Annotated in this window: 13 protein-coding genes and 1 tRNA gene; 5 read left to right on the forward strand and 9 right to left on the reverse strand. The window is 66.6% G+C overall.

Annotation, left to right across the window (positions count from 1 at the left end; all coding sequences use genetic code 11):
* Positions 1 to 360 precede the first annotated feature (360 nt).
* From purC to purQ, 3 genes are read left to right on the forward strand one after another with little or no spacing between them, the layout of a single operon-like run.
* Positions 361 to 1,140, forward strand: a complete 780-nt coding sequence (gene purC / locus GGQ96_RS02015; protein ID WP_184111027.1) for a phosphoribosylaminoimidazolesuccinocarboxamide synthase — start codon at positions 361 to 363, stop codon at positions 1,138 to 1,140.
* An 18-nt stretch (positions 1,141 to 1,158) separates the two neighbouring features.
* Positions 1,159 to 1,389 carry a phosphoribosylformylglycinamidine synthase subunit PurS gene (gene purS / locus GGQ96_RS02020; RefSeq protein WP_184111028.1) on the forward strand — a complete coding sequence of 77 codons (231 nt, stop codon included), beginning with the start codon at positions 1,159 to 1,161 and terminating at the stop codon, positions 1,387 to 1,389.
* A complete protein-coding gene (purQ, locus tag GGQ96_RS02025; RefSeq protein WP_184111029.1) occupies positions 1,386 to 2,054 on the forward strand; it encodes a phosphoribosylformylglycinamidine synthase subunit PurQ in 669 nt (222 codons plus the stop codon). The genes purS and purQ overlap by 4 nt, the downstream gene beginning before the upstream one ends.
* 69 nt (positions 2,055 to 2,123) lie before the next feature.
* On the opposite strand, the gene GGQ96_RS02030 is transcribed toward purQ, so the two are convergent.
* Positions 2,124 to 2,843 (reverse strand): queuosine precursor transporter, encoded by a 720-nt coding sequence (locus GGQ96_RS02030; protein ID WP_184111030.1) that lies wholly within the window; start codon positions 2,841 to 2,843, stop codon positions 2,124 to 2,126.
* 60 nt (positions 2,844 to 2,903) lie between these two features.
* Between GGQ96_RS02030 and GGQ96_RS02035 the strand changes: the two genes are divergently transcribed.
* Positions 2,904 to 2,980, forward strand: a tRNA-Arg gene (locus GGQ96_RS02035).
* Between the two features lie 57 nt (positions 2,981 to 3,037).
* Here GGQ96_RS02035 and GGQ96_RS02040 read toward each other — a convergent pair.
* The 6 genes from GGQ96_RS02040 to GGQ96_RS02065 are packed head-to-tail and all read right to left on the reverse strand — an operon-like array spanning position 3,038 to position 11,105.
* A complete protein-coding gene (locus GGQ96_RS02040) occupies positions 3,038 to 4,225 on the reverse strand; it encodes a lipid-transfer protein (protein WP_184111031.1) in 1,188 nt (395 codons plus the stop codon).
* Complete coding sequence (locus GGQ96_RS02045; RefSeq protein WP_184111032.1) at positions 4,222 to 5,781, reverse strand: AMP-binding protein; 1,560 nt, start codon at positions 5,779 to 5,781, stop codon at positions 4,222 to 4,224. The genes GGQ96_RS02040 and GGQ96_RS02045 overlap by 4 nt, the downstream gene beginning before the upstream one ends.
* 14 nt (positions 5,782 to 5,795) lie before the next feature.
* Complete coding sequence (locus GGQ96_RS02050) at positions 5,796 to 6,923, reverse strand: DUF5938 domain-containing protein (RefSeq protein WP_184111034.1); 1,128 nt, start codon at positions 6,921 to 6,923, stop codon at positions 5,796 to 5,798.
* Between the two features lie 44 nt (positions 6,924 to 6,967).
* A complete protein-coding gene (locus GGQ96_RS02055; protein WP_184111036.1) occupies positions 6,968 to 7,771 on the reverse strand; it encodes an SDR family NAD(P)-dependent oxidoreductase in 804 nt (267 codons plus the stop codon).
* Positions 7,772 to 7,784: 13 nt separating this feature from the next.
* Positions 7,785 to 8,543 carry an SDR family oxidoreductase gene (locus GGQ96_RS02060; protein ID WP_184111038.1) on the reverse strand — a complete coding sequence of 253 codons (759 nt, stop codon included), beginning with the start codon at positions 8,541 to 8,543 and terminating at the stop codon, positions 7,785 to 7,787.
* 3 nt (positions 8,544 to 8,546) lie between these two features.
* Complete coding sequence (locus tag GGQ96_RS02065; RefSeq protein ID WP_246360010.1) at positions 8,547 to 11,105, reverse strand: TonB-dependent receptor; 2,559 nt, start codon at positions 11,103 to 11,105, stop codon at positions 8,547 to 8,549.
* Positions 11,106 to 11,369: 264 nt separating this feature from the next.
* Between GGQ96_RS02065 and GGQ96_RS02070 the strand changes: the two genes are divergently transcribed.
* Entirely contained in the window at positions 11,370 to 13,892 is a 2,523-nt protein-coding gene (locus tag GGQ96_RS02070) for a LuxR C-terminal-related transcriptional regulator (protein ID WP_184111040.1), read from the forward strand.
* A gap of 285 nt (positions 13,893 to 14,177) precedes the next feature.
* On the opposite strand, the gene GGQ96_RS02075 is transcribed toward GGQ96_RS02070, so the two are convergent.
* Together GGQ96_RS02075 and GGQ96_RS02080 are read right to left on the reverse strand one after the other, a co-directional pair.
* The gene (locus GGQ96_RS02075; RefSeq protein WP_184111041.1) at positions 14,178 to 15,149 is read right to left on the reverse strand and encodes an alpha/beta hydrolase fold domain-containing protein; all 972 of its coding nucleotides are present in this window, start codon (positions 15,147 to 15,149) and stop codon (positions 14,178 to 14,180) included.
* Positions 15,150 to 15,164: 15 nt separating this feature from the next.
* Positions 15,165 to 18,224 carry a TonB-dependent receptor gene (locus GGQ96_RS02080; protein WP_184111043.1) on the reverse strand — a complete coding sequence of 1,020 codons (3,060 nt, stop codon included), beginning with the start codon at positions 18,222 to 18,224 and terminating at the stop codon, positions 15,165 to 15,167.
* Positions 18,225 to 18,245 lie beyond the last annotated feature (21 nt).

Here is an 18,245-nt window from a genome sequence, read left to right on the forward strand (position 1 = left end):
CCTTTACAAGCAGATCAATAACCGATGGAGCAATTCTTGGTTTCCTATTGTCCTGGATTAGTTTATCGACATGTTTCCACGCCGCTGTCAGTACCCGCCCACTGAGCATTAAAGATCGGAAGAAAAACCGCCGATCCATTTGCTATACAACAACTAATCCACCGGGAGCCGGAAAGCCGCCAGCGGCGGGCCCGCCCCGGAGCCCCGCGCTATCCGGGCGCGGCGGCCAAGGTCGGGTGGCACCTTGGCGTGGCGCGATCGCTCCATTGCGCCGCGACCGCCCTTCCCCTATAGGCCGCGCATCCCGCCTCGGGCCTCGCATCTGGGGTGCCGGGGCTGTTCTTATTTCAGGGGAACCGCATGGCTCGCCGCCGCCAGGTCTATGAAGGCAAGGCCAAGATCCTGTATGAGGGCCCGGAGCCGGGCACCTTGATCCAGTATTTCAAGGATGACGCCACCGCCTTCAATGCCCAGAAAAAGGGCACGATCAACGGCAAGGGCGTGCTCAACAACCGCATCTCCGAGCATGTCTTCACGCTCCTCGACCATATCGGCGTACCGACCCATTTCATCCGCCGGCTGAACATGCGCGAGCAGCTGATCCGCCAGGTCGAGATCGTGCCGATCGAGGTGGTCGTCCGCAACGTCGCCGCCGGCTCGCTGTCGAAGCGGCTGGGGATCGAGGAGGGCACCAAGCTGCCTCGCACGATCATCGAATATTACTACAAGGACGATGCGCTCGGCGACCCGATGGTGTCCGAGGAGCATATCGCCTGCTTCGGCTGGGCCAGCCAGGAGGAAATGCACGACATCGCCGATCTGGCGATCCGCGTGAACGACTTCCTGTGCGGCCTGTTCGCGGGCGTTGGCATCCGCCTGGTTGACTTCAAGCTGGAGTTCGGCCGGGTCTGGGACGACGATTATGGCCGGATCATCCTGGCGGATGAGATCAGCCCCGATGGCTGTCGCCTGTGGGACATGGAAACCAACGAGAAGATGGACAAGGACCGTTTTCGCCGCGACCTGGGCGGCGAGGCCGAAGCCTATCAGGAAGTCGCGCGCCGGCTCGGCCTGCTCCCCGAGGGAGAGGATTCGGCGGTGCTCGATCTCGACAGCCACCGCAAGCGCCGCGGCAAGTAAGTAAGGACGACCCCGCCCGTGAAGCTCCAGATTTTCGTGACCCTGAAACCCGGCGTGCTCGACCCGCAAGGGCGCGCCATCCACCATGCGCTCGGCAGCCTCGGCTTCGCCGGCGTCGACGACGTCCGCGCCGGCAAGGTCTTCGAGATGGAAGTCGCCGACAACACCGACGATGCCGCAATCGATGCGATGTGCCGCCAGCTGCTCGCCAACACGGTGATCGAGAATTACCGGGTGGTGAAGGCGTGAAGACCGCGGTCCTCGTCTTCCCGGGCTCGAATTGCGATCGGGACCTGGCGGTGGCGCTGGAGGCGGTGACCGGCACGGCCCCGGCGATGGTCTGGCACGGCGAGACCGAACTGCCGGCCGGGACGGGGCTGGTCGCGGTGCCCGGCGGCTTCTCGTACGGCGACTATCTCCGCTCGGGCGCGATCGCGGCGCGGTCGCCGATCATGCGCGCGGTGGTCGAGGCGGCGGGCAAGGGCCTGCCGGTGCTGGGCGTCTGCAACGGCTTCCAGGTCCTGACCGAAGCGGGGCTGCTGCCCGGCGCGCTGATGCGCAACGGCGGCCTGAACTTCGTCTGCCGCGACGTGGCGCTCACGGTCGAGAATGGCGACAGCGCCTTCACCCGCCGCTATGCCACCGGCGAGACGATCCGCGTGCCGGTGGCGCATCATGACGGCAATTATTTCGCCGACGACGCGACGCTCGACCGGCTGGAGGGCGAAGGCCGGGTGGCGTTCCGCTATGGCGAGGCGGTCAATGGCTCGGCCCGCAACATCGCCGGGCTGCTCAACGACCGCGGCAACGTGCTGGGCATGATGCCGCATCCGGAGCGGCGGATCGAGACCGCGCATGGCGGCGACGACGGCCGCCGCCTGTTCGAAGGACTGGTCGAAGCGGTCGGCGCCTGAACCCGGGCCGGGGCGGCGGCGACCATGCCGCCCCGCCCGTCGCGCTCCCGTGAGGCACACCCCTGCCCGTCAAACCCGCGCCCGGAACGGTGTGAAGTCGGTATCGCGGTCGAACATGTCGACCCCCTCCGCCCGCTTGAGCGCACCCACCACCCCATAGGTGACCGGTGTCAGCAGCACCTCCCATCCCACTTTCAGCGCCCATTGGGTGAACAGCACGGTGACGACCAGATCGGTCGTCCAGCCGGCCGCGCCCCAGAAGGCGAGCGGATAGAAGATCAGGCTGTCGACCCCCTGCCCAACCAGGGTCGACCCGATCGTCCGCGTCCACAGATGCCGCCCCTCGGTCCACAGCTTCATCCGCGCCATGACATAGGCGTTGACGAACTCCCCCGCCCAGAAGGCGCAGATGCTGGCCAGCACGATGCGCGGCACCTGCCCGAAGATCACATCATAGGCCGCCTGGTTGGTCCAGTTGGGCGCCGGCGGCAGCGCGACGACTACCCAGCTCATGAACGCCAGGAACAGCACCGCGGCGGTCCCCGCCCAGATCACCCGCCGGGCGCGGGCATAGCCATAGACCTCGGTCAGCACGTCGCCGATGACATAGCTCAAGGGGAAGAACAGGATGCCCGCGCCGAACGGCCAGTCGCCGAGCACCGGCAGATGGATGACCGCCACCTTGCCCGCGCCGATGACGTTGGACAGCAACAGGATGGCGACGAAGGCCGCCATCACCATGTCGTAAAAGCGGAAGGCCTGTCCGCCGCGTGTCGCCCCCTGATCCATGGCCCGTGTTATGATCCCGGTTCCACCCCGACACAATCCGCGCTACGAGCGACCCGTCGCGCGCCCGTAGCTCAGTTGGATAGAGCACGAGCCTTCTAAGCTTGTGGTCGCTGGTTCGAATCCAGCCGGGCGCGCCAAAATCAACCCGACTGAAATGCTGTGGGCACTGGATGCCCCGACAAGTCGGAAAACGGTCACACACGGGCGTAGAGCGTCACCACACAGGCTCCGCCCAGGCCGAGATTATGTTGCAGGCCGTGGCGTACGCCCTCCACCTGTCGCGAGCCTGCCGTGCCGCGCAGGTGATGGGTCAGCTCAAAACACTGCGCCAGCCCTGTCGCACCGAGCGGGTGCCCCTTCGACAGCAATCCGCCCGACGGATTGGTGACCACGCGTCCGCCATAGGTGTTGTCACCATCCGCGATGAACCCGGCCGCGGCGCCGGGCGGGCACAGTCCCAGCCCTTCATAGGTAATGACCTCGTTATGTGCGAAACAGTCGTGCAACTCGACGACACGCAGGTCGTCGGGACCGACGCCTGCCTGCTCGTAAACGATGTGCGCGGCGCGACGGGTCATGTCCGCGCCGACCAGTTCCATCATGTCGCGTGCCGCAAAGGCGACGGGACGATCGGTGACCATCGCCTGCGCGGCGATTCGTACGGTTCGGGACAGGCCGTGGCGGCGGGCAAAATCGTCCGAGACCAGCAGTGCCGCCGCCGCGCCGCAGGTCGGGGGACAGGCCATGGGGCGCGTCATCACGCCAGGCCACAGCAGGGGCGCGGCCAGCACCTCCTCCTCGGTCATCACGGTGCGGAAGACCGACAGCGGGTTGGCGGCGGCGTGGCGGCTGGCCTTGGCGCGCACCTGTGCGAAGTCCGCCAGCGTGGTGCCGTAGCGTTCCATATGCGCCTTTCCCGCGCCGCCGAAATAGCGCAGCGCCAGCGGCAGGTCGACGTCAACGAGGTCGTCGCACAGCGCATCGAAATCCGCGAACGGGCTGACGCGATCGTCGAACATCGCCCCGATCGCGCCGGGCATCATCTCTTCGAACCCCAGCGCGAGCACGCACTCCGCAGCGCCACTCGTGATCGCCTGCCGCGCCAGGAATAGTGCGGTCGATCCGGTCGCGCAATTGTTGTTGACGTTGAAGATCGGGATGCCGGTCATCCCCACGCCGTACAGCGCACGCTGCCCGGCACAGCTGTCGGCATAGACATAGCCGACATGGGCCTGCTCCACCGCCGTATAGTCGATCCCCGCATCTTTGAGCGCATCGGCGACAGCAGCCCGTGCCATGACGTCGTATGAGGCGCCCCGTCCCGGCTTGACGAACGGTACCATGCCGACGCCAGCGACATAGGTGGAGCGATCATTACTCATGTACGGGTTCCCGACGCTGCCGCGAGTTCGACCAGATGGCGTGCGCGGATGTCCTTCTTCAGCACCTTGCCGACCTTGGATCGGGGCAGGTCGACGCAGATCTCGACCGTCTTGGGCGTCTTGACGCTGCCGATCATGGCCTTGACGTGCGCGATGATCGCCGCGGCGTCGGTCGCCTGTCCGGCGCGTAGCTGCACCGCCGCACAGACCCGCTCACCCCATTTCTCGTCGGGAAGGCCGAAGACGGCAGCATCCTGCACCGCCGGATGTGTCATCAGCGCCTGCTCGACTTCTGCCGAATAGACGTTGAAGCCGCCGGTGATGATCATGTCCTTGGCCCGGTCGACGATGAAGAGGAAATTGTCCTCGTCCAGATAGCCGATGTCGCCGGTGCGATGCCAGCCATCGATGGTCGCCTCGGCGGTGGCGGCGGGGTTCTTGTAATAGCCATCCATCACCAGGCTGGAGCGCACGACGATCTCGCCGTGGCCGCCGCGCGGATGCTCGCGACCCTCGCCATCGAGGATCGCGACCTGCACCAGCGGCCCCGGCCGTCCCGCCGAGGACAGGCGGTGACGCGCGACCGCGCCGGTCGTGTCGAAATGATCCTCGGGCGCCATCATAGATATCATCATCGGTGCTTCGGTCTGACCGAACAACTGCGCCATCACCGGCCCGATCCGGGTCAGTGCCTCTTCCAACCGCGCGGCCGAGATCGGTGCTGCGCCGTACCAGAAGCATTGCAACGCCGAAAGATCGGTCGCGGGCAGATCGGGGTGATCGAGCAGCATGTAGATCAGTGTCGGCGGCAGGAAGCTGTGGGTGACGCGGTGCCGCTCGGCAAGCCGCAAGAAGTCACCGATATCGGGATGCGCCATGATGACGATTTCGCCGCCGTGGCACAGGATCGGCAACGCCAGCACGCCCGCCGCATGGGTCAGCGGCGCCATTGCAAGGTAGACCGGCCGTCCAACGAACGGATAGCCCATCAGCGTCAGCGCGGTCATCGTCTCCAGGTTGCGGTGCGACAGCATCACCCCCTTGGGTTGGCCGGTCGTGCCCCCGGTGCCCGGAAGCATCGCGAGGTCGCTCACGGTATCCGCGTGGAAAGGCGCGTTCGAAACACCCGCCAGCCAGCCCTCCAGCGCCGGCGCGAAAGGCTGTTCGGCGTCGAGGCAGACCAGCAGCCGCAGCCGGGGCAGCGCGGCGCGCAAGCCGTCGACCAGCGCAGCGAACTTCGCCTCGAAGAACAACGCCACGCAGTCGAACGCGTCGAGCACGAAGCCGTTCTCCGCCGCCTCGTTGCGCGGGTTGATCGGGCACCAGACGCACGCCGCGCGCGAAATGGCGAAGACGGTAGCGAAGGCGATCGGATCGTTACCGGAGAGCACCGCGACATGCTCGCCGGGCGCGATTCTGTCCCGCGACAGCGCGCGCGCGACGCGATGACTGTGTCGCTGAACCTCGGCATACGACAGCGTCCGTCCCTCGGTGGTCAGGCAGGGGGCGTCGCCGCCAAGCGACGCCCCTTTGTCGAGATAATCGATCAACCGCATCGCGCCTGCGCCCTTCAATCGTGGACCGTGACGATCGGCTTCAGCACCAGCCCGAACTGGCGCATCGCGCCGTAGAGCGCCTGATGCCCGAACGCCTGGCAGGCGGAGGCGAAGCCGGCGCGGCGCGGCGGCTGTTGCAGCAAGCTCATCGCGCAGAACGCCTGGAGCAGCCCGGTCTGCTTGTAGTTGCAATTGCCGTGCAGCAGGACGTGGACCCGGCCCAGCGGACCGGAGGCATAAACTGAGTCGATGCTGGTGTTCAGCCGCGGATTTTCGCGCGGCGGCATCGCGCCCTGCACCGATTCCGCCATCTTCGACAAAGCGGCCTCCTGCTCCTCGAAGGGCAATGGCTTGATGTCGGTGTCGATCATCTTGGTCATGGCGACGACATTGTCCATCACCTCGCGCGCGAACACGCCGCCATAGACCTTGACCGTCGCGACGCGCGGATCGGACTTGAACCATATGGGGTGCGAGGTGCCGCCCCAAGGCAGCGTCAGCGCCGTCGCGTGCTGGCCGGGGACATGGCACTCGGTCGCGGTCATCGTCGGCCATTGGACATACTGGTTATTTTCCAGGAAGTACCAGTCGGCCTTCAGGATCGTGAAGATCGTCTGCACCGAGGCGTAGGTCGGAAATCCTTTCCACAGCACCAGCATGTCGAGCGTGTCGAGGCCCGGCATCGTCTCCAGCGCGATGTTCGCCGCGATCTCGCCGGTGGTGTACATCTGCGCGACGCACGGCGACAGCAGCAGCCCCTTGTCCGCGAACGCCGGTCCCCATTTCTCCTGCGCGAGCATCATCCAGTCCTGCTCGCCGGTCGTATCGAGGTAATGGACGCCCGCCGCCAGACAGGCCTCGACCGTCTGCGGCCCGAATTTGATGAACGGGCCGACCGTGTTGCAGACCACCTTCGCCCCGCGGAACAGGTCGGTGAGCGACGCGACATCATGGTCGACCTCAACCACTTCGTAATCCGCGTTTTCGATGCCGGGGATCCGCTCCACCACGTCGCGCACGCGCTGCGCGTCGCGACCGGCGGCGATGAAGGGGATGCCCAATTCGCGCAGATATTCGCAGATCAGGCGGCCGGTATAGCCTGACGCGCCATAGACGATGACGGGTTTCTTGGTGTCGGTCATGCGAGGCATCCTCTTGAAATCGTGATGAAGGGAATGATCGGGGCTCAGCTGCCCATGCCGCCGTCGACCGACAGGCTGGTGCCGTTGACGAAGCGCGCGCCATCGCCGCACAGGAACAGGATGGCCTCGGCGATGTCGGCGACCGCGCCGAGGCGTCCGGAAGGGGTGAGCTGGACGACGCCGGCCACGGCCTCTTCTGGGGACGGAAACAGCCCCATGGCAGCACAATCGACCGCCAGCTTCATGCCCATGGCGGTCGGCACCAGCCCCGGGCAGACGCAATTGACGCGGACGCCATAGCCGAGCTTGCCCGCCTCCGCCGCGGCAATGCGAGTGATGCGGTCGACTGCCGACTTGGTGGCGGAATAGCCGGCGATGCCGGGGAACACGATCGTGGCGGCGACCGAGGCGATATTCACGATCGCACCGCCCTGGCCAGCCGGGCCACCGGGCTTCATCACCCGAAACGCATGCTTGATGCCCAGCGTCGTGCCGATCACGTTGACGTCGAACATCCGACGCAGGTCCTCGATCGGCTGATCGATCAACAGCGACGACCGTTCGATCCCGGCATTGTTGACGAGGACGTCGAGCCCGCCGAGCGTTTCGATGACCGTCGCGACCGCACGCTCCCAGTCGGCCTCGTCTGCGACGTCGAGCGGGACGAAGGTGGTGGCGACGCCGTGCGCGCGCAGTGCCGCCGCCGTCGCCTGTCCGGCGATCGCATCGATGTCGGCGATCGCCACGTCGGCGCCTGCGCGAGCCAAGGCCTCCGCCGTCGCCGCGCCGATCCCGCTTGCGCCGCCGGTGATGAGCGCCCTGCGGCCGTTCAGATGATGATTGTCCATAGCCCCTCCTCGTTCAGACCGCGATGTAGCCGCCGTCGACCACCAGCTCGGCGCCGATCATGTACGCCGCGTCCTCGCTCGCCAGGAACAACAGCGGCGCCGCTATCTCATGCGGTTCGGCGAGCCGGCCGAGCGGGATCGCGGCCGCGACCGCGCTGGCGAAGTCGCCCGCCCCGTCGCCCAGCGCACCGATGGCGTCCCGCACCAGCTTGGTGTCGCAATAGCCGGGATGGAGCGAGTTGATGCGAACCGGCCAGCGTTTGCGCGCGCAATCGACCGCCGCCGCCTTCGTCAGCATCGACACGGCGCCCTTGGTGGCGTTGTAGGCGGGGAACATCGGCTCGGCGACGTTGGCCGCGATTGACGCGACGTTGACGATCACGCCACCGCTTTCGCGCATCGCAGGGATTGCGACCTTCATGCCCAGGAAGACGCTTTCGACGTTGATCGCCATCAGCCGTCGCCATTCGTCGAGGCTGGTATCCTCGATCGTCTTCAGGAAACCCCAGCCGGCGTTGTTGACCAAGACGTCGATGCGGCCGATCGCGGCGAATATCGCGTTCCACTCCGCCTCGACGCCGACATCCTGGCGGTGGGTGGCGACCGCAAGGCCCTCCGCCGCGAGGTCGGCGCGCATGGTGGCCAACTCCGTGACGTCGATATCGGTGGCGTGGACGATCGCGCCTTCACGGGCGAAGGCGGTGGCGGCGGCACGGCCGATCCCGCGTGCCGCGCCGGTGATCAGGACGACCTTGTTGGTAAAGCGTGCCATGGGTCAGAACCTCACCGTGGCATCGACGCCGAAGGTTCGCGGCATCCCGCGGTTGAGATAGTCCAGCCCGAAAACGTTGATGTTCAGACCGTAGGTGTAATAGAATTTGTTCGTTGCGTTCTTGACCCAGGCGGCGGCGGTGAAGTTGCCGCGCTGCCAGGTCAGCCGGCCGTTGACCAACCAATAGCCCGGATTGCCGCAGGCGATCGCTGGACCTGCCTGAAGAATGTTGAAGCCGGGCGCGGGCTTGCCGCAGGGCGACTGCCCGTAGTTTTTGAAGGGGTCGAAATAATATTTGCCCATATAGGCGGTGTCGCCGTGCAGCGTCACCTTGTCGCGCCCGGTCTTCACCACGTCCCAATCGGCACCCAGCGTGGCGGTCACGCCCGGCGCGTTGGGGAAGGGATTGCCGTTGATCGGCAGCGTCGCGCTGCTGGGATCGGCAGGATTGGCGACATTGCCTGTGTAGCGCGTGTTGAGCAGGCCCAACGCGGCATCGAACCGCAGCGTCCGTGCCGCCTGCACCGTCAGCTCGGCCTCGCCGCCGTACAGGCGGCCGTTGCCCGAGCGGGTGAACGTGGTCGCACCGACCACCTGCGTGAACTGCTGGTTGCTATAGTCGTAATAGAAGCCGGCGAGGTTGAGCTGCACGCGGCGATCGAACAGCCGGGTCTTCACGCCCGCTTCGTAGGCGTTCACCTGCTCAGGCTGGATATAATAGACCTGGTTGACCCCCTGATAGGCGAGGCCGTTGAAACTGCCGCTGCGATAGCCGCGGCTATATTGCGCATAGCCCATGATATCGGGCGCGAACTGATAGCTGAGGTTGAATCGCCCGGTCAGGCGATTGGCGCCTTCGGTCTGACGCAGCGGCGGCAGCGCGGCGTTGTAGGGATTGCTGTAGGGGATTAGCCCAGCGACGATGTTCTGGCCCGACAGGTCGCGCAGCGTCGTGACGCCGTCGTAGAACTTCACCTGGTCCCAAGTGTAGCGCAGCCCCGCGGTGACGGTGAATCCCGGCAGCGCTTCGTAGCTCATGTCCGCATAGATCGCCTTCGACGGACGCTGCACCGTGTAGCGCTGGTCGCCGAGGATCGGGGAAAAGGGCGGCGCCCCCGCGCTGCGGCACCCGGCGGAATAGGCGCCGCCGAACCCGCCGCCACCGCTGTTGGTCAACGCGATATCGGTCTGCAGCGCCACCAGCGAGCGAGCGTCGAGGAAGCCGTTGGGATTGACGACCACCGGCGCGCAGAAGCCGGGGGTGCCGGGGGTCAGCGCGGGGTTGACCGCGAAGGCCGGCAGCACCCGGATCGCGTCCGGCGTACCGATCGCGGCGTTGTTGAAGCTGCCCGGCACGCCCGCGCCCAGCAGGATCGGGCGCAGCACCCCGAAGAAATCGGGCTGGTTGTGCGTGCGGACGGTATCGATCCCGTAATAGAGGCCGGCGATCAGGTTCAGCCCCCCCTGCTTGTAATCGACGCGCAGATCCTGATTGAAATTGTAGCTACGCGAATCGTAGCGGATCGCGCACAGATCGTTGGGCGATCCGTCGCAGTCGGTCGGCGCATTGATATAGCGACCGACGTCGTATCCGGTGATCGAGGTCAGCGTCAGCCCGTCGCTGAGGTCGAGCTTGACGTTCGCCGCGAAGCCATAGGATTTGGTGTACAGCCGCCCGCCGGTATCCGCCGCCACCTCGTCGCGTCCCAGCGCCCGGCCGCCATTCTGCGCGGGATCGAACCGCGAATAGCCCAGCGCGTCGCGCCCGCCGGCCAACTGGCCATTGGCATAGGCGTTGGCGCCGAGCGGATTGTCGCGTGCGATATAGGCCTTCAGGTTGATGTCCAGCGTGTTTGACGGCCGCCAGCGCAGCGCCACGCGTCCGCCGACCGAATTGGTCGTCCCGACCGAGCGCTTCTGCGTCGGATTATACTGCCACCCGTTGCCGTCCGCCCAAGTGCCCGCGATTCGCACGCCAAGCACGTCGGGGACCAGCGTCGCTTCATAGGCACCCTGCGCCTGCTTCGTGGCGTAATTGCCGTACCCGACGGTCACGAAGCCTTCGTTGGCCTCCAGGCTCGGCTTACGCGTGAAGAAACTGATCGCGCCGCCCGTGGTATTGCGACCGTACAGCGTACCCTGCGGCCCACGCAGCACTTCGACCCGATCGATATCGTACAACTGCTGGCCGTGGCTGGCGCGGAAGCTCTGATAGACCTCGTCGACATAGACGCCGACCGGCGAGGCCGTGCTGGCTGAGAATTCGTTCGCGACCGAAATACCGCGCAGCGCGAAATTCGGCTGCGTCCGGCCATAGGGCGTAGTGACCTGCAGGCTGGGAATCGACCCCATGAGGTTCATGGTGTCGGAAATGCCCTTCGCCTTGAGAGCATCGGCACTGATGGCCGAGACGGCAGCCGGCACGTCCTGCAATCGCTGCTCGCGGCGCTGGGCGGTGACGATGATGTCTCCGATCTGATTGTCCGTCGCCTGCGCCTGCGTCCCGTTGGATGCGCCGGGATTCGCATCTTGGGCAAGAGCCGGCATTGCTGCGACGAGCATCGTCGTCGATAACCATCCGGCAAGTATCTGCTCCGTCCGCATCGTTCAGGTCCCTCTCCACCCGGCACCTCCGTGTCGGCCCTATGGTGCCGCCGGCGGTTGCCTGATCTGCGAAGGCTAGGCGCGGACGGACCGATCCGGCGAGGGGAGTCGGCGGGGGGCATGGTGGGGGGCGGGTCAGGGTGGCGTTGTCACCTCGGCCCTGCGGGCGTAGCGTTCGGGAACCGGATCGGCCGTCAGACGCCGAAGGTTAGGAGGTAGCGGATGACGATGACGCCCACAGGCATTGTCGCGACACTGGCCACGCGCGACGGGATACCCGTTGGTGGCGGGGCACCGCCCGTCGCCCGCGCCAAGCTCACGCCGCCGCGCCTGCCGACGCCGCTGGTGGCCGGTGGTCGTTTCCGTCGCTGGCTAGACCAGGTGGAGGCTCACGACGTCACGCTGGTCACCGCGCCGCTGCGGTACGGCAAGACCGTCTTCGCCGCGCTGATCCATGCCGAAGCGGTCGACTCAGGCTTCCTGTCCGGCTGGGTGTCCTGTTCGGGCATCGCCAGCGCCCGCATCATCGACCATATCGTCGAGGCGCTTCGCAGCGACAGTGCCCACGCGACCGCGACCGATCCCCTGACACTGGCCAATCATCTCCATGGCTTGGGCAAACCAGTCCTACTGTGTCTGGACGATGCGGACCTGATCGACGATCCGGATGCTATTGGCTTCCTTGGCGATCTCGTCGACCATGCCCCCGCCAATTTCCACCTGCTATGCACCTGCCGGGACGAGGCACGGCTGCCGCGGTCGCTGCGCGAGCATCGCGGCACCGTGCTGCGGGCGGGCCGCGGCACCCTGCGCGCGCGGGATGCGGAGGTGACGGAATATTTCGAGCGGGTCGGGCGGCCGATCGGCCTTGCTCCCGCCCGCGCGCTCAATGCCGTTCTCGATGGCTGGTGGGGTGCCCTGCATCACGTCTCCGCCGCGCTGCGGGACGAGGGATGGCAGGTCGGCACCGTGGACTGGGCAACCCGCTGCGGGTCGGCCATCGCGCCGCTGTTCGGCGACCTGCTGGCAGCGATGCCAACGCAGCACCGTGCCACACTCGAACACTGCGCGATTACGCCTATCGCCTCGGGATCGCTCGCCATCCGACTGTCCGGCGACGAGGCGGCGTCGGACGTGCTGCACGCACTCACCCGCTCGACACCCTTCGTCACCGCCATTGCCGGCCAGCGGGACCGTTATGCCCTCCATCCCGCTCTCCGAGCGGCGTTGATGGTGACGCATCGCGATTCAGTGCAGGCGGCCATGGCGATCAACTGGCATGTGGCGGCGGGAGAGATCGACCATGCGCTGGCGATCGCCGGCGCGTTCGGGCTCGAGCCCGTCATGGCCACCTTGCTGGTCGACCACGGGCGCACGCAACTGTTCCGCTCCGGCCCAGGCATGATCGCCGATGCCTTGGCAAGGCTCCCGCGTGCCACCGTCGCCGACCGCCCTGCGCTCCAGAAGTTGTCGGACGACGTGCAGGCGCTGTCGGGTAATGTCGCGACGCGCGGCGGCGGGGCCGAACCGCTTGCGATCGTGCGACGGATTGCCGAAGCGCAAGCGCAGCTGGCGACGGGTGACCGACGGGCGGCCGTCGCCACGCTGCATCCCATCCTCCTTCCGGCGCGGAGCGACGGGATCGGCTATGCGGAGGCGCTGGCCACGGTCGTGATGAGCGATCTCCACCGGGCCGAGGGGCGTCCGGCCGATGCCGAGGCGCTGTTGCAAGACGCGATGGCCAGGCTCGCCGCCGGGGTGGCGCGGCGCTCGGATACGGTGGCGGTGCTCGCCATCGCGCTCGCCGACATGCGCTACATGCGGAACGACATGGCGGCGGCAGGGCGGCTGGCCGACGAATTCCTGCCCCTTCTCCGTGGCGCCGCGCTCGCCGGACTGCTGGCGCGTGGTTACCGGGTTGCGATCCGGATCGCCGCCGCGGCTGGACGCATGACCGAGGCGCTGGCACTGATCGAAGCCGCCGAAGCCATTGCGCGCGACCGGGCGATGCCGCTCCTGACCGCACTCGGCGCGGTGGAGCGCATGCGCCTCCATATCCCGCTGGCGACGCCGCTGGACGACATCCTGCCGCCCGACGGGGAAGCGGAGGCGATCGCCGATCCCGCCGCCGACAATGCGGCGCTGTTCGTACTGCTGTCCGAAGCGCGCGTGTTCGAAGCGATAACCCAGCTGGATCGCCCGCGCCTGACCGTCGTCGCCATGCGGCTGATCGACTTGGCCGAACGCTCTGACCATGCCGAGTGGCGGATCATCGGCAGCCTCTTCAACGTGCTGCCGCAACTCAGCGGTCGATGTGATCGGCTCATCGAAATGGACACGGTTCAAGCGCTCAACCGTGCCGCCAGCAACGGCTTCGTCCGCCCGATGGTCGATCTGCTCGAGATCACGGGAGTTCGCACGTCACAGGATTTCAATCGCACCGAATATTCGGTTGGCTCGTTCCTAGCCCTGCTCCGCCTCAGCCGTCCCTATGGGCTGCAACCCGCGAACAATGGGGGAAGCGCGGGGTCGGCGTTTTCCCTGTTCACCGCGCGCGAACTGGAGATTGTCGAGGCACTGGGCGCTGGCGAGACGAACAAGGAGATCGCGCGATCGCTCAGCCTGACGCCGGAAACGGTAAAATGGCACATGAAGAGCTTGATGCGAAAACTTCGCGCCAGCAATCGCGAGGAAGTGGTGAGCAACGCCATGATGCTCGGCCTCCCGGTCATTGAGCGTGGTTGATACGCTTCTCTATCTGTGCGGAAGGCAGATTTCCCAATAATCCGAGTGCCCATCGCTTTCACCCCGGGTGCGCCAATTCCGTTCAGCGTACGGCGACGCCGGTCAGCGGACCGGGCGGCGATCGCGGGCAGGACCCGCCGGTGACCAGCACCAAGCCGCGTCGATCAGGCGCGGCGCCGCTCGCCCCGTCGGTGCGGGCCGCCACCGCAAGTTCCGGCCGTGCCGACCCGGCCCGCAACAGGCCGGCCGGCGGAATATCCGAGCTTCGTCCCGCGCCGCCACCTGCTAGATCAGGGTTTGCCCGATCCGCTTGAAGACGTCCCGAGCCTCCGGCGTGAACGTGGCACCGACAAAGACATGGAAGGCATCCGGATACTCGCCATAGTCGCCGAGCACGCCGGCTTCGCGCGCCTTCGACACGAACGATCGCACGTCCACCACGAGCAGATCCGCCGTTCCCTGATAGATGTCGATCGGCGGCATGCCGGCAAGGTCGGCATAGAGCGGACTGAGCCGAGGGGATTTCGGGTCGTCGCCGCCCGCCCACCATTGCCCACAGAGGCGCAGGGCATCGATGCCCAGCATCACGTCGTGCTTCTCCACGTCGCGTGCCGCGCGATCGGCCAGCGTCAGGTCCAGCCAAGGGGAGAAGAGAATGATCCGTCCGGGCGTCGGCAGACCGAGGCGCCGGAATTCGATGGCCTCGCCCAGAGCTAGGCCGCCGCCGGCCGAGTCGCCCGCCAAGACGACGTGTTTGGCATCCGTCGTCTCCAGGATATGCCGGTAGACCGCCATGAGATACGGAAATGCCGCCCGGTTGTCGCTTTCGGGCGACAGGGGGTAGATCGGCACGACCACGGTCGCACCCGTTGCCTCCACCAGCGCCTGCACGATGGCCCAATGTGGCTCGACGAGTTCGTTCACATAGGCGCCGCCGTGATTGTAGAGGATGACCCATCGGCTCGCATCCGCCCGCGGCGCGACCATGACGGTGCGCCGCCCCGCCACTTCCTCCTCGCGCACGTTGAAACGCGTGTGCATGGCGGCCGGCAGGTTCGGTACGGTCGGGTAGCTGCGCGCGAGGATGGCGGCGCGAAACCGCTCCGGATCGGCAAGTCGATTGCCGCGCGCCTTCACGATGAGGGCCGCCGACCGCATCGGCAGACTGGCGCCCGGCGAGCGCGACCATCCGCGCGCGAGCAGCCCGGCCAGCGGGATGACGGCTGCCGCCGCTAGAAGTGCGAGCCCTCGCTTCATGACTTTTGTCCTCGACTAGAAGTGGAAACCGGCGGCGATCCCATAGCGCCGGGGTTCGAGCAGGAACACGTTCGTGGTCAAGCCGGCGGCCTGGTCCGCCAGGAACTGGCCGGTGATCGCGTTGTTGCCGGTAAGGTTCTGGATGAAGCCGCGCACGAAATAGCGGTTCTCGGGCCCATTCCACTGGATCTGCGCGTTGACGATCTCATAGCCCTGAACGCGGTCGATGTTCGTGTTGAACACGCGGCCGTAGAAGCCGCCCGTATAGGTCAGGTCCGCGCGCGGCACGAGCGTCATGCCGCCGCCCAGGTCGATCTTGTACTGCGCGCCGGCGGAGAATTTATAGGTGGGCGATTGCGGCAGCGCGTTCCCGCGCAGGTTGACCGCCACGCCGTCCGACACCGTGAAGGGCAGCGCCCCGCTCGGCGTGGCGAAAAGGGCGCGCAGGGCCGAGGGCGGATTGGCGATCGTACCCGCCAGCGCGCTGCACACGCTGAAGGCGCCGGTGGTGTTGGTGCCGGGCACCGCGACCGGCGCGCGCAGGCCGAGGCTCCGGTTGAACGCCGTCACCAGCAGGTTGGCGCCGGCCGCATTGCCGGGCGTGGTCGGCCGCACGACGCAATTGGATCCGGTCGAGATGTCTTTCAGGATCACCGTATCGGTGCGGCCGCCGGACGGATCGCGCGGGTCGATCAGCGACAGGTCCTTGATCCGGGTGTGCAGGTAGCTGGCTGACAGATTGACCTGGAAGCGGCGGGTGGGGCTGATGACGGCTTCGGCTTCCGCGCCGTAGATGTCGGCGTTGGTGTTGTCGTTGACCGAGGTGCGCGCGACCAGGCGGCTGATCTGCAAATTCTTGTATCGATAGTAGAAAGCGCTCGTGTTCAGCCGGAGGGTGCCGCCGAGCATGGTGGCCTTGGCGCCGAGCTCGAAGGCGTCGACCGATTCCGGCGCGAAGGTGCTCGGCACCTGGAAGATGGCCGGGACCGGCGGGTTGATCCCGGCCGACTTGTAGCCGCGCGCATAGGAGGCATAGACCATCGTGCGCGGGTTCAGCTGGAAATCCACGACGAAGCGACCGGTCAGCGCATCGGAGGTCGCGCGGGTGTCGGCCACGGGCTGGATGCCGGCCACCGACGAGTCGGCGTCATAGGTGCCGATATAGGGCGATTGCGCCGCGTCGGTGATGCCATAGGGCACCGGGAAGGACAGCGTCAGATTGCGGGCGATCTGGCGCTTGCGATCGTTCGAATAGCGCAGTCCGCCGGTCAGCTTCAGCCGGTCGGTCGCCTGCACGTACAGCTCGCCAAACAGTCCGTAGCTCTTCAGCCGGTAGCTGGAGACCTCGCCGTCGAAGAAGGGCGGCGCGAGGAAGACGTTGGGATAGCTGGCATTACCCGTCGAGCGCTGGCCTAGGGTCGTCGCCGCGCCCAGGATCCCCGAAGCGTAATCGATCAAGAAGCCGTTGGCGAAATAGTTGTTGGTGACTTGGTCGTCGAGATAGATGCCGCCCAGCAGGAAGTTGAACGGACCATCGAACTTGCTGTCGACATGCGCCTCGATCGAATATTGCCTGGCCTTGGTCCGCGACGCATCGAAATCCCCGCCATTGGCGGCGCAGCCGGCGACGTTCCCGCCATAGATGCCGGTCAGCGCGTCGGTCGGTTCGGACACGCAGAAGCGCGTCGGACCATTGGGGAAGAGCGCGGCGGCGGCCGGGGCGAACGGGTTGCTGCCGCCCGGGAACGCCGCGCCGGGCGCCGCCGCCAGCGCGGCCAGGCGGTTGATGCCGGTGTTGCCGACCAGCGACGCGGCGACCCGGTTGGTCATGTCGGCCCGCAGGTCGGTCTGGTCATGGTTGTAGCCGCCGGTCACGGTCAGCGCCAGGGCATCGCCCAGCCGCTGCTCCAGCCGGGCCATGACATAGGCGTTCTTCGCATAGTAGCGCGGCCTGAAGTCGACCCGAACCGCCCGCGGGTCGGCCGGGTTCGCATCGGCCGGAACCGCGGTGGGCGCGTAGATGCTGTTCAACCCCAGATTGGCGAACAGGGGATTGCCCCTGGTCACCAGGTTGATCGTCTCCTGCGAGGAGAGCAGCGTTCCGAAGCCGGCGCTGGGATTGCTCGTCCCATAGTCGAGCCGGTCCGGCCGGCAGCCAAGGACGCCGGTGGTGTCGGCGCCGCACAGTTGCTTCTGGAAGCGCATCCGGTCGTCGCGCTCGTGGAAATAGGAGCCGATGATGTCGAGCGTGGTGCTGTCGGTCGGCTTGATCCGCAGCGTCCCGCGCAGCGCATAGAGATCGCGCCCGTCGATGCGGGTATCGTTGAAGAGGTTGCGGGTATAGCCGTCGCGCCTGAGATAGGTGCCCGCGACGCGGATACCGACGGCATCGCTGATCGGCAGGTTGAACATGCCGGTCAGCTTGCGCGAATCATAATTGCCATATTCGATCTGCCCGTCGGCATGGACCCCGTCCAGTTCGGGGCGGGCGGTGATGAAGTTGATTACGCCGGCGGTCGCGTTGCGGCCGAACAGCGTGCCCTGCGGGCCGCGCAGCACCTCGATCCGTTCCAGATCGAAGAATTCGTTCTCGAACAGGCGCGACTGGAGCAGCGGCATGTCGTTGACGTGGATCGCGGTGGCCTGGTCGCAGCTGGTGCCCACGCACAGGTCGCCGATGCCGCGGATGGTGAAGCTCGCGCCGGAGAAGTTGGTCTTGGTGAAGGTCACGTTCGGCAGGCTGAGTTGCAGGTCGCTGCTGTTCTTGATCTGCTGGGCCTGCAACGCCCCGGCGGTGAAGGCGGTCACTGCGATCGGCACACGCTGGAGCGATTCCGACCGGCGCTGCGCCGTGACGATGATGTCGCCGATCGGTTCCGCCGTCGCGGCGGGCGCCGTCTGCGCGGCGGCGGCTGTCGCAGACGGGCTGGATGAGGCGGGCGTCGCCGTCCCGGCCGCTTTCGCATCGCCCCCTTGCGGCGGGATCGCCTGAGCGGACGCGGGGGTGGCCCATCCGAGCATCGCCGACACCATCAACGACCCCAGCGCAGTTTCGCAACGCAGACTTGCCTTCATGTCCATCCTCTCCCCGCGCCA

It is taken from the genome of Sphingomonas abaci (genome assembly GCF_014199625.1).
Lineage (GTDB): Bacteria > Pseudomonadota > Alphaproteobacteria > Sphingomonadales > Sphingomonadaceae > Sphingomonas > Sphingomonas abaci.

Coding starts and splice junctions, on each gene's coding strand:
- purC (WP_184111027.1), top strand. CDS start 361: ATGGCTCGCCGCCGCCAGGTCTATGAAGGCAAGGCCAAGATCCTGTAT.
- GGQ96_RS02030 (WP_184111030.1), bottom strand. CDS start 2,843: ATGGATCAGGGGGCGACACGCGGCGGACAGGCCTTCCGCTTTTACGAC.
- GGQ96_RS02040 (WP_184111031.1), bottom strand. CDS start 4,225: ATGAGTAATGATCGCTCCACCTATGTCGCTGGCGTCGGCATGGTACCG.
- GGQ96_RS02045 (WP_184111032.1), bottom strand. CDS start 5,781: ATGCGGTTGATCGATTATCTCGACAAAGGGGCGTCGCTTGGCGGCGAC.
- GGQ96_RS02050 (WP_184111034.1), bottom strand. CDS start 6,923: ATGACCGACACCAAGAAACCCGTCATCGTCTATGGCGCGTCAGGCTAT.
- GGQ96_RS02055 (WP_184111036.1), bottom strand. CDS start 7,771: ATGGACAATCATCATCTGAACGGCCGCAGGGCGCTCATCACCGGCGGC.
- GGQ96_RS02060 (WP_184111038.1), bottom strand. CDS start 8,543: ATGGCACGCTTTACCAACAAGGTCGTCCTGATCACCGGCGCGGCACGC.
- GGQ96_RS02065 (WP_246360010.1), bottom strand. CDS start 11,105: ATGCTCGTCGCAGCAATGCCGGCTCTTGCCCAAGATGCGAATCCCGGC.
- GGQ96_RS02070 (WP_184111040.1), top strand. CDS start 11,370: ATGACGATGACGCCCACAGGCATTGTCGCGACACTGGCCACGCGCGAC.
- GGQ96_RS02075 (WP_184111041.1), bottom strand. CDS start 15,149: ATGAAGCGAGGGCTCGCACTTCTAGCGGCGGCAGCCGTCATCCCGCTG.
- GGQ96_RS02080 (WP_184111043.1), bottom strand. CDS start 18,224: ATGAAGGCAAGTCTGCGTTGCGAAACTGCGCTGGGGTCGTTGATGGTG.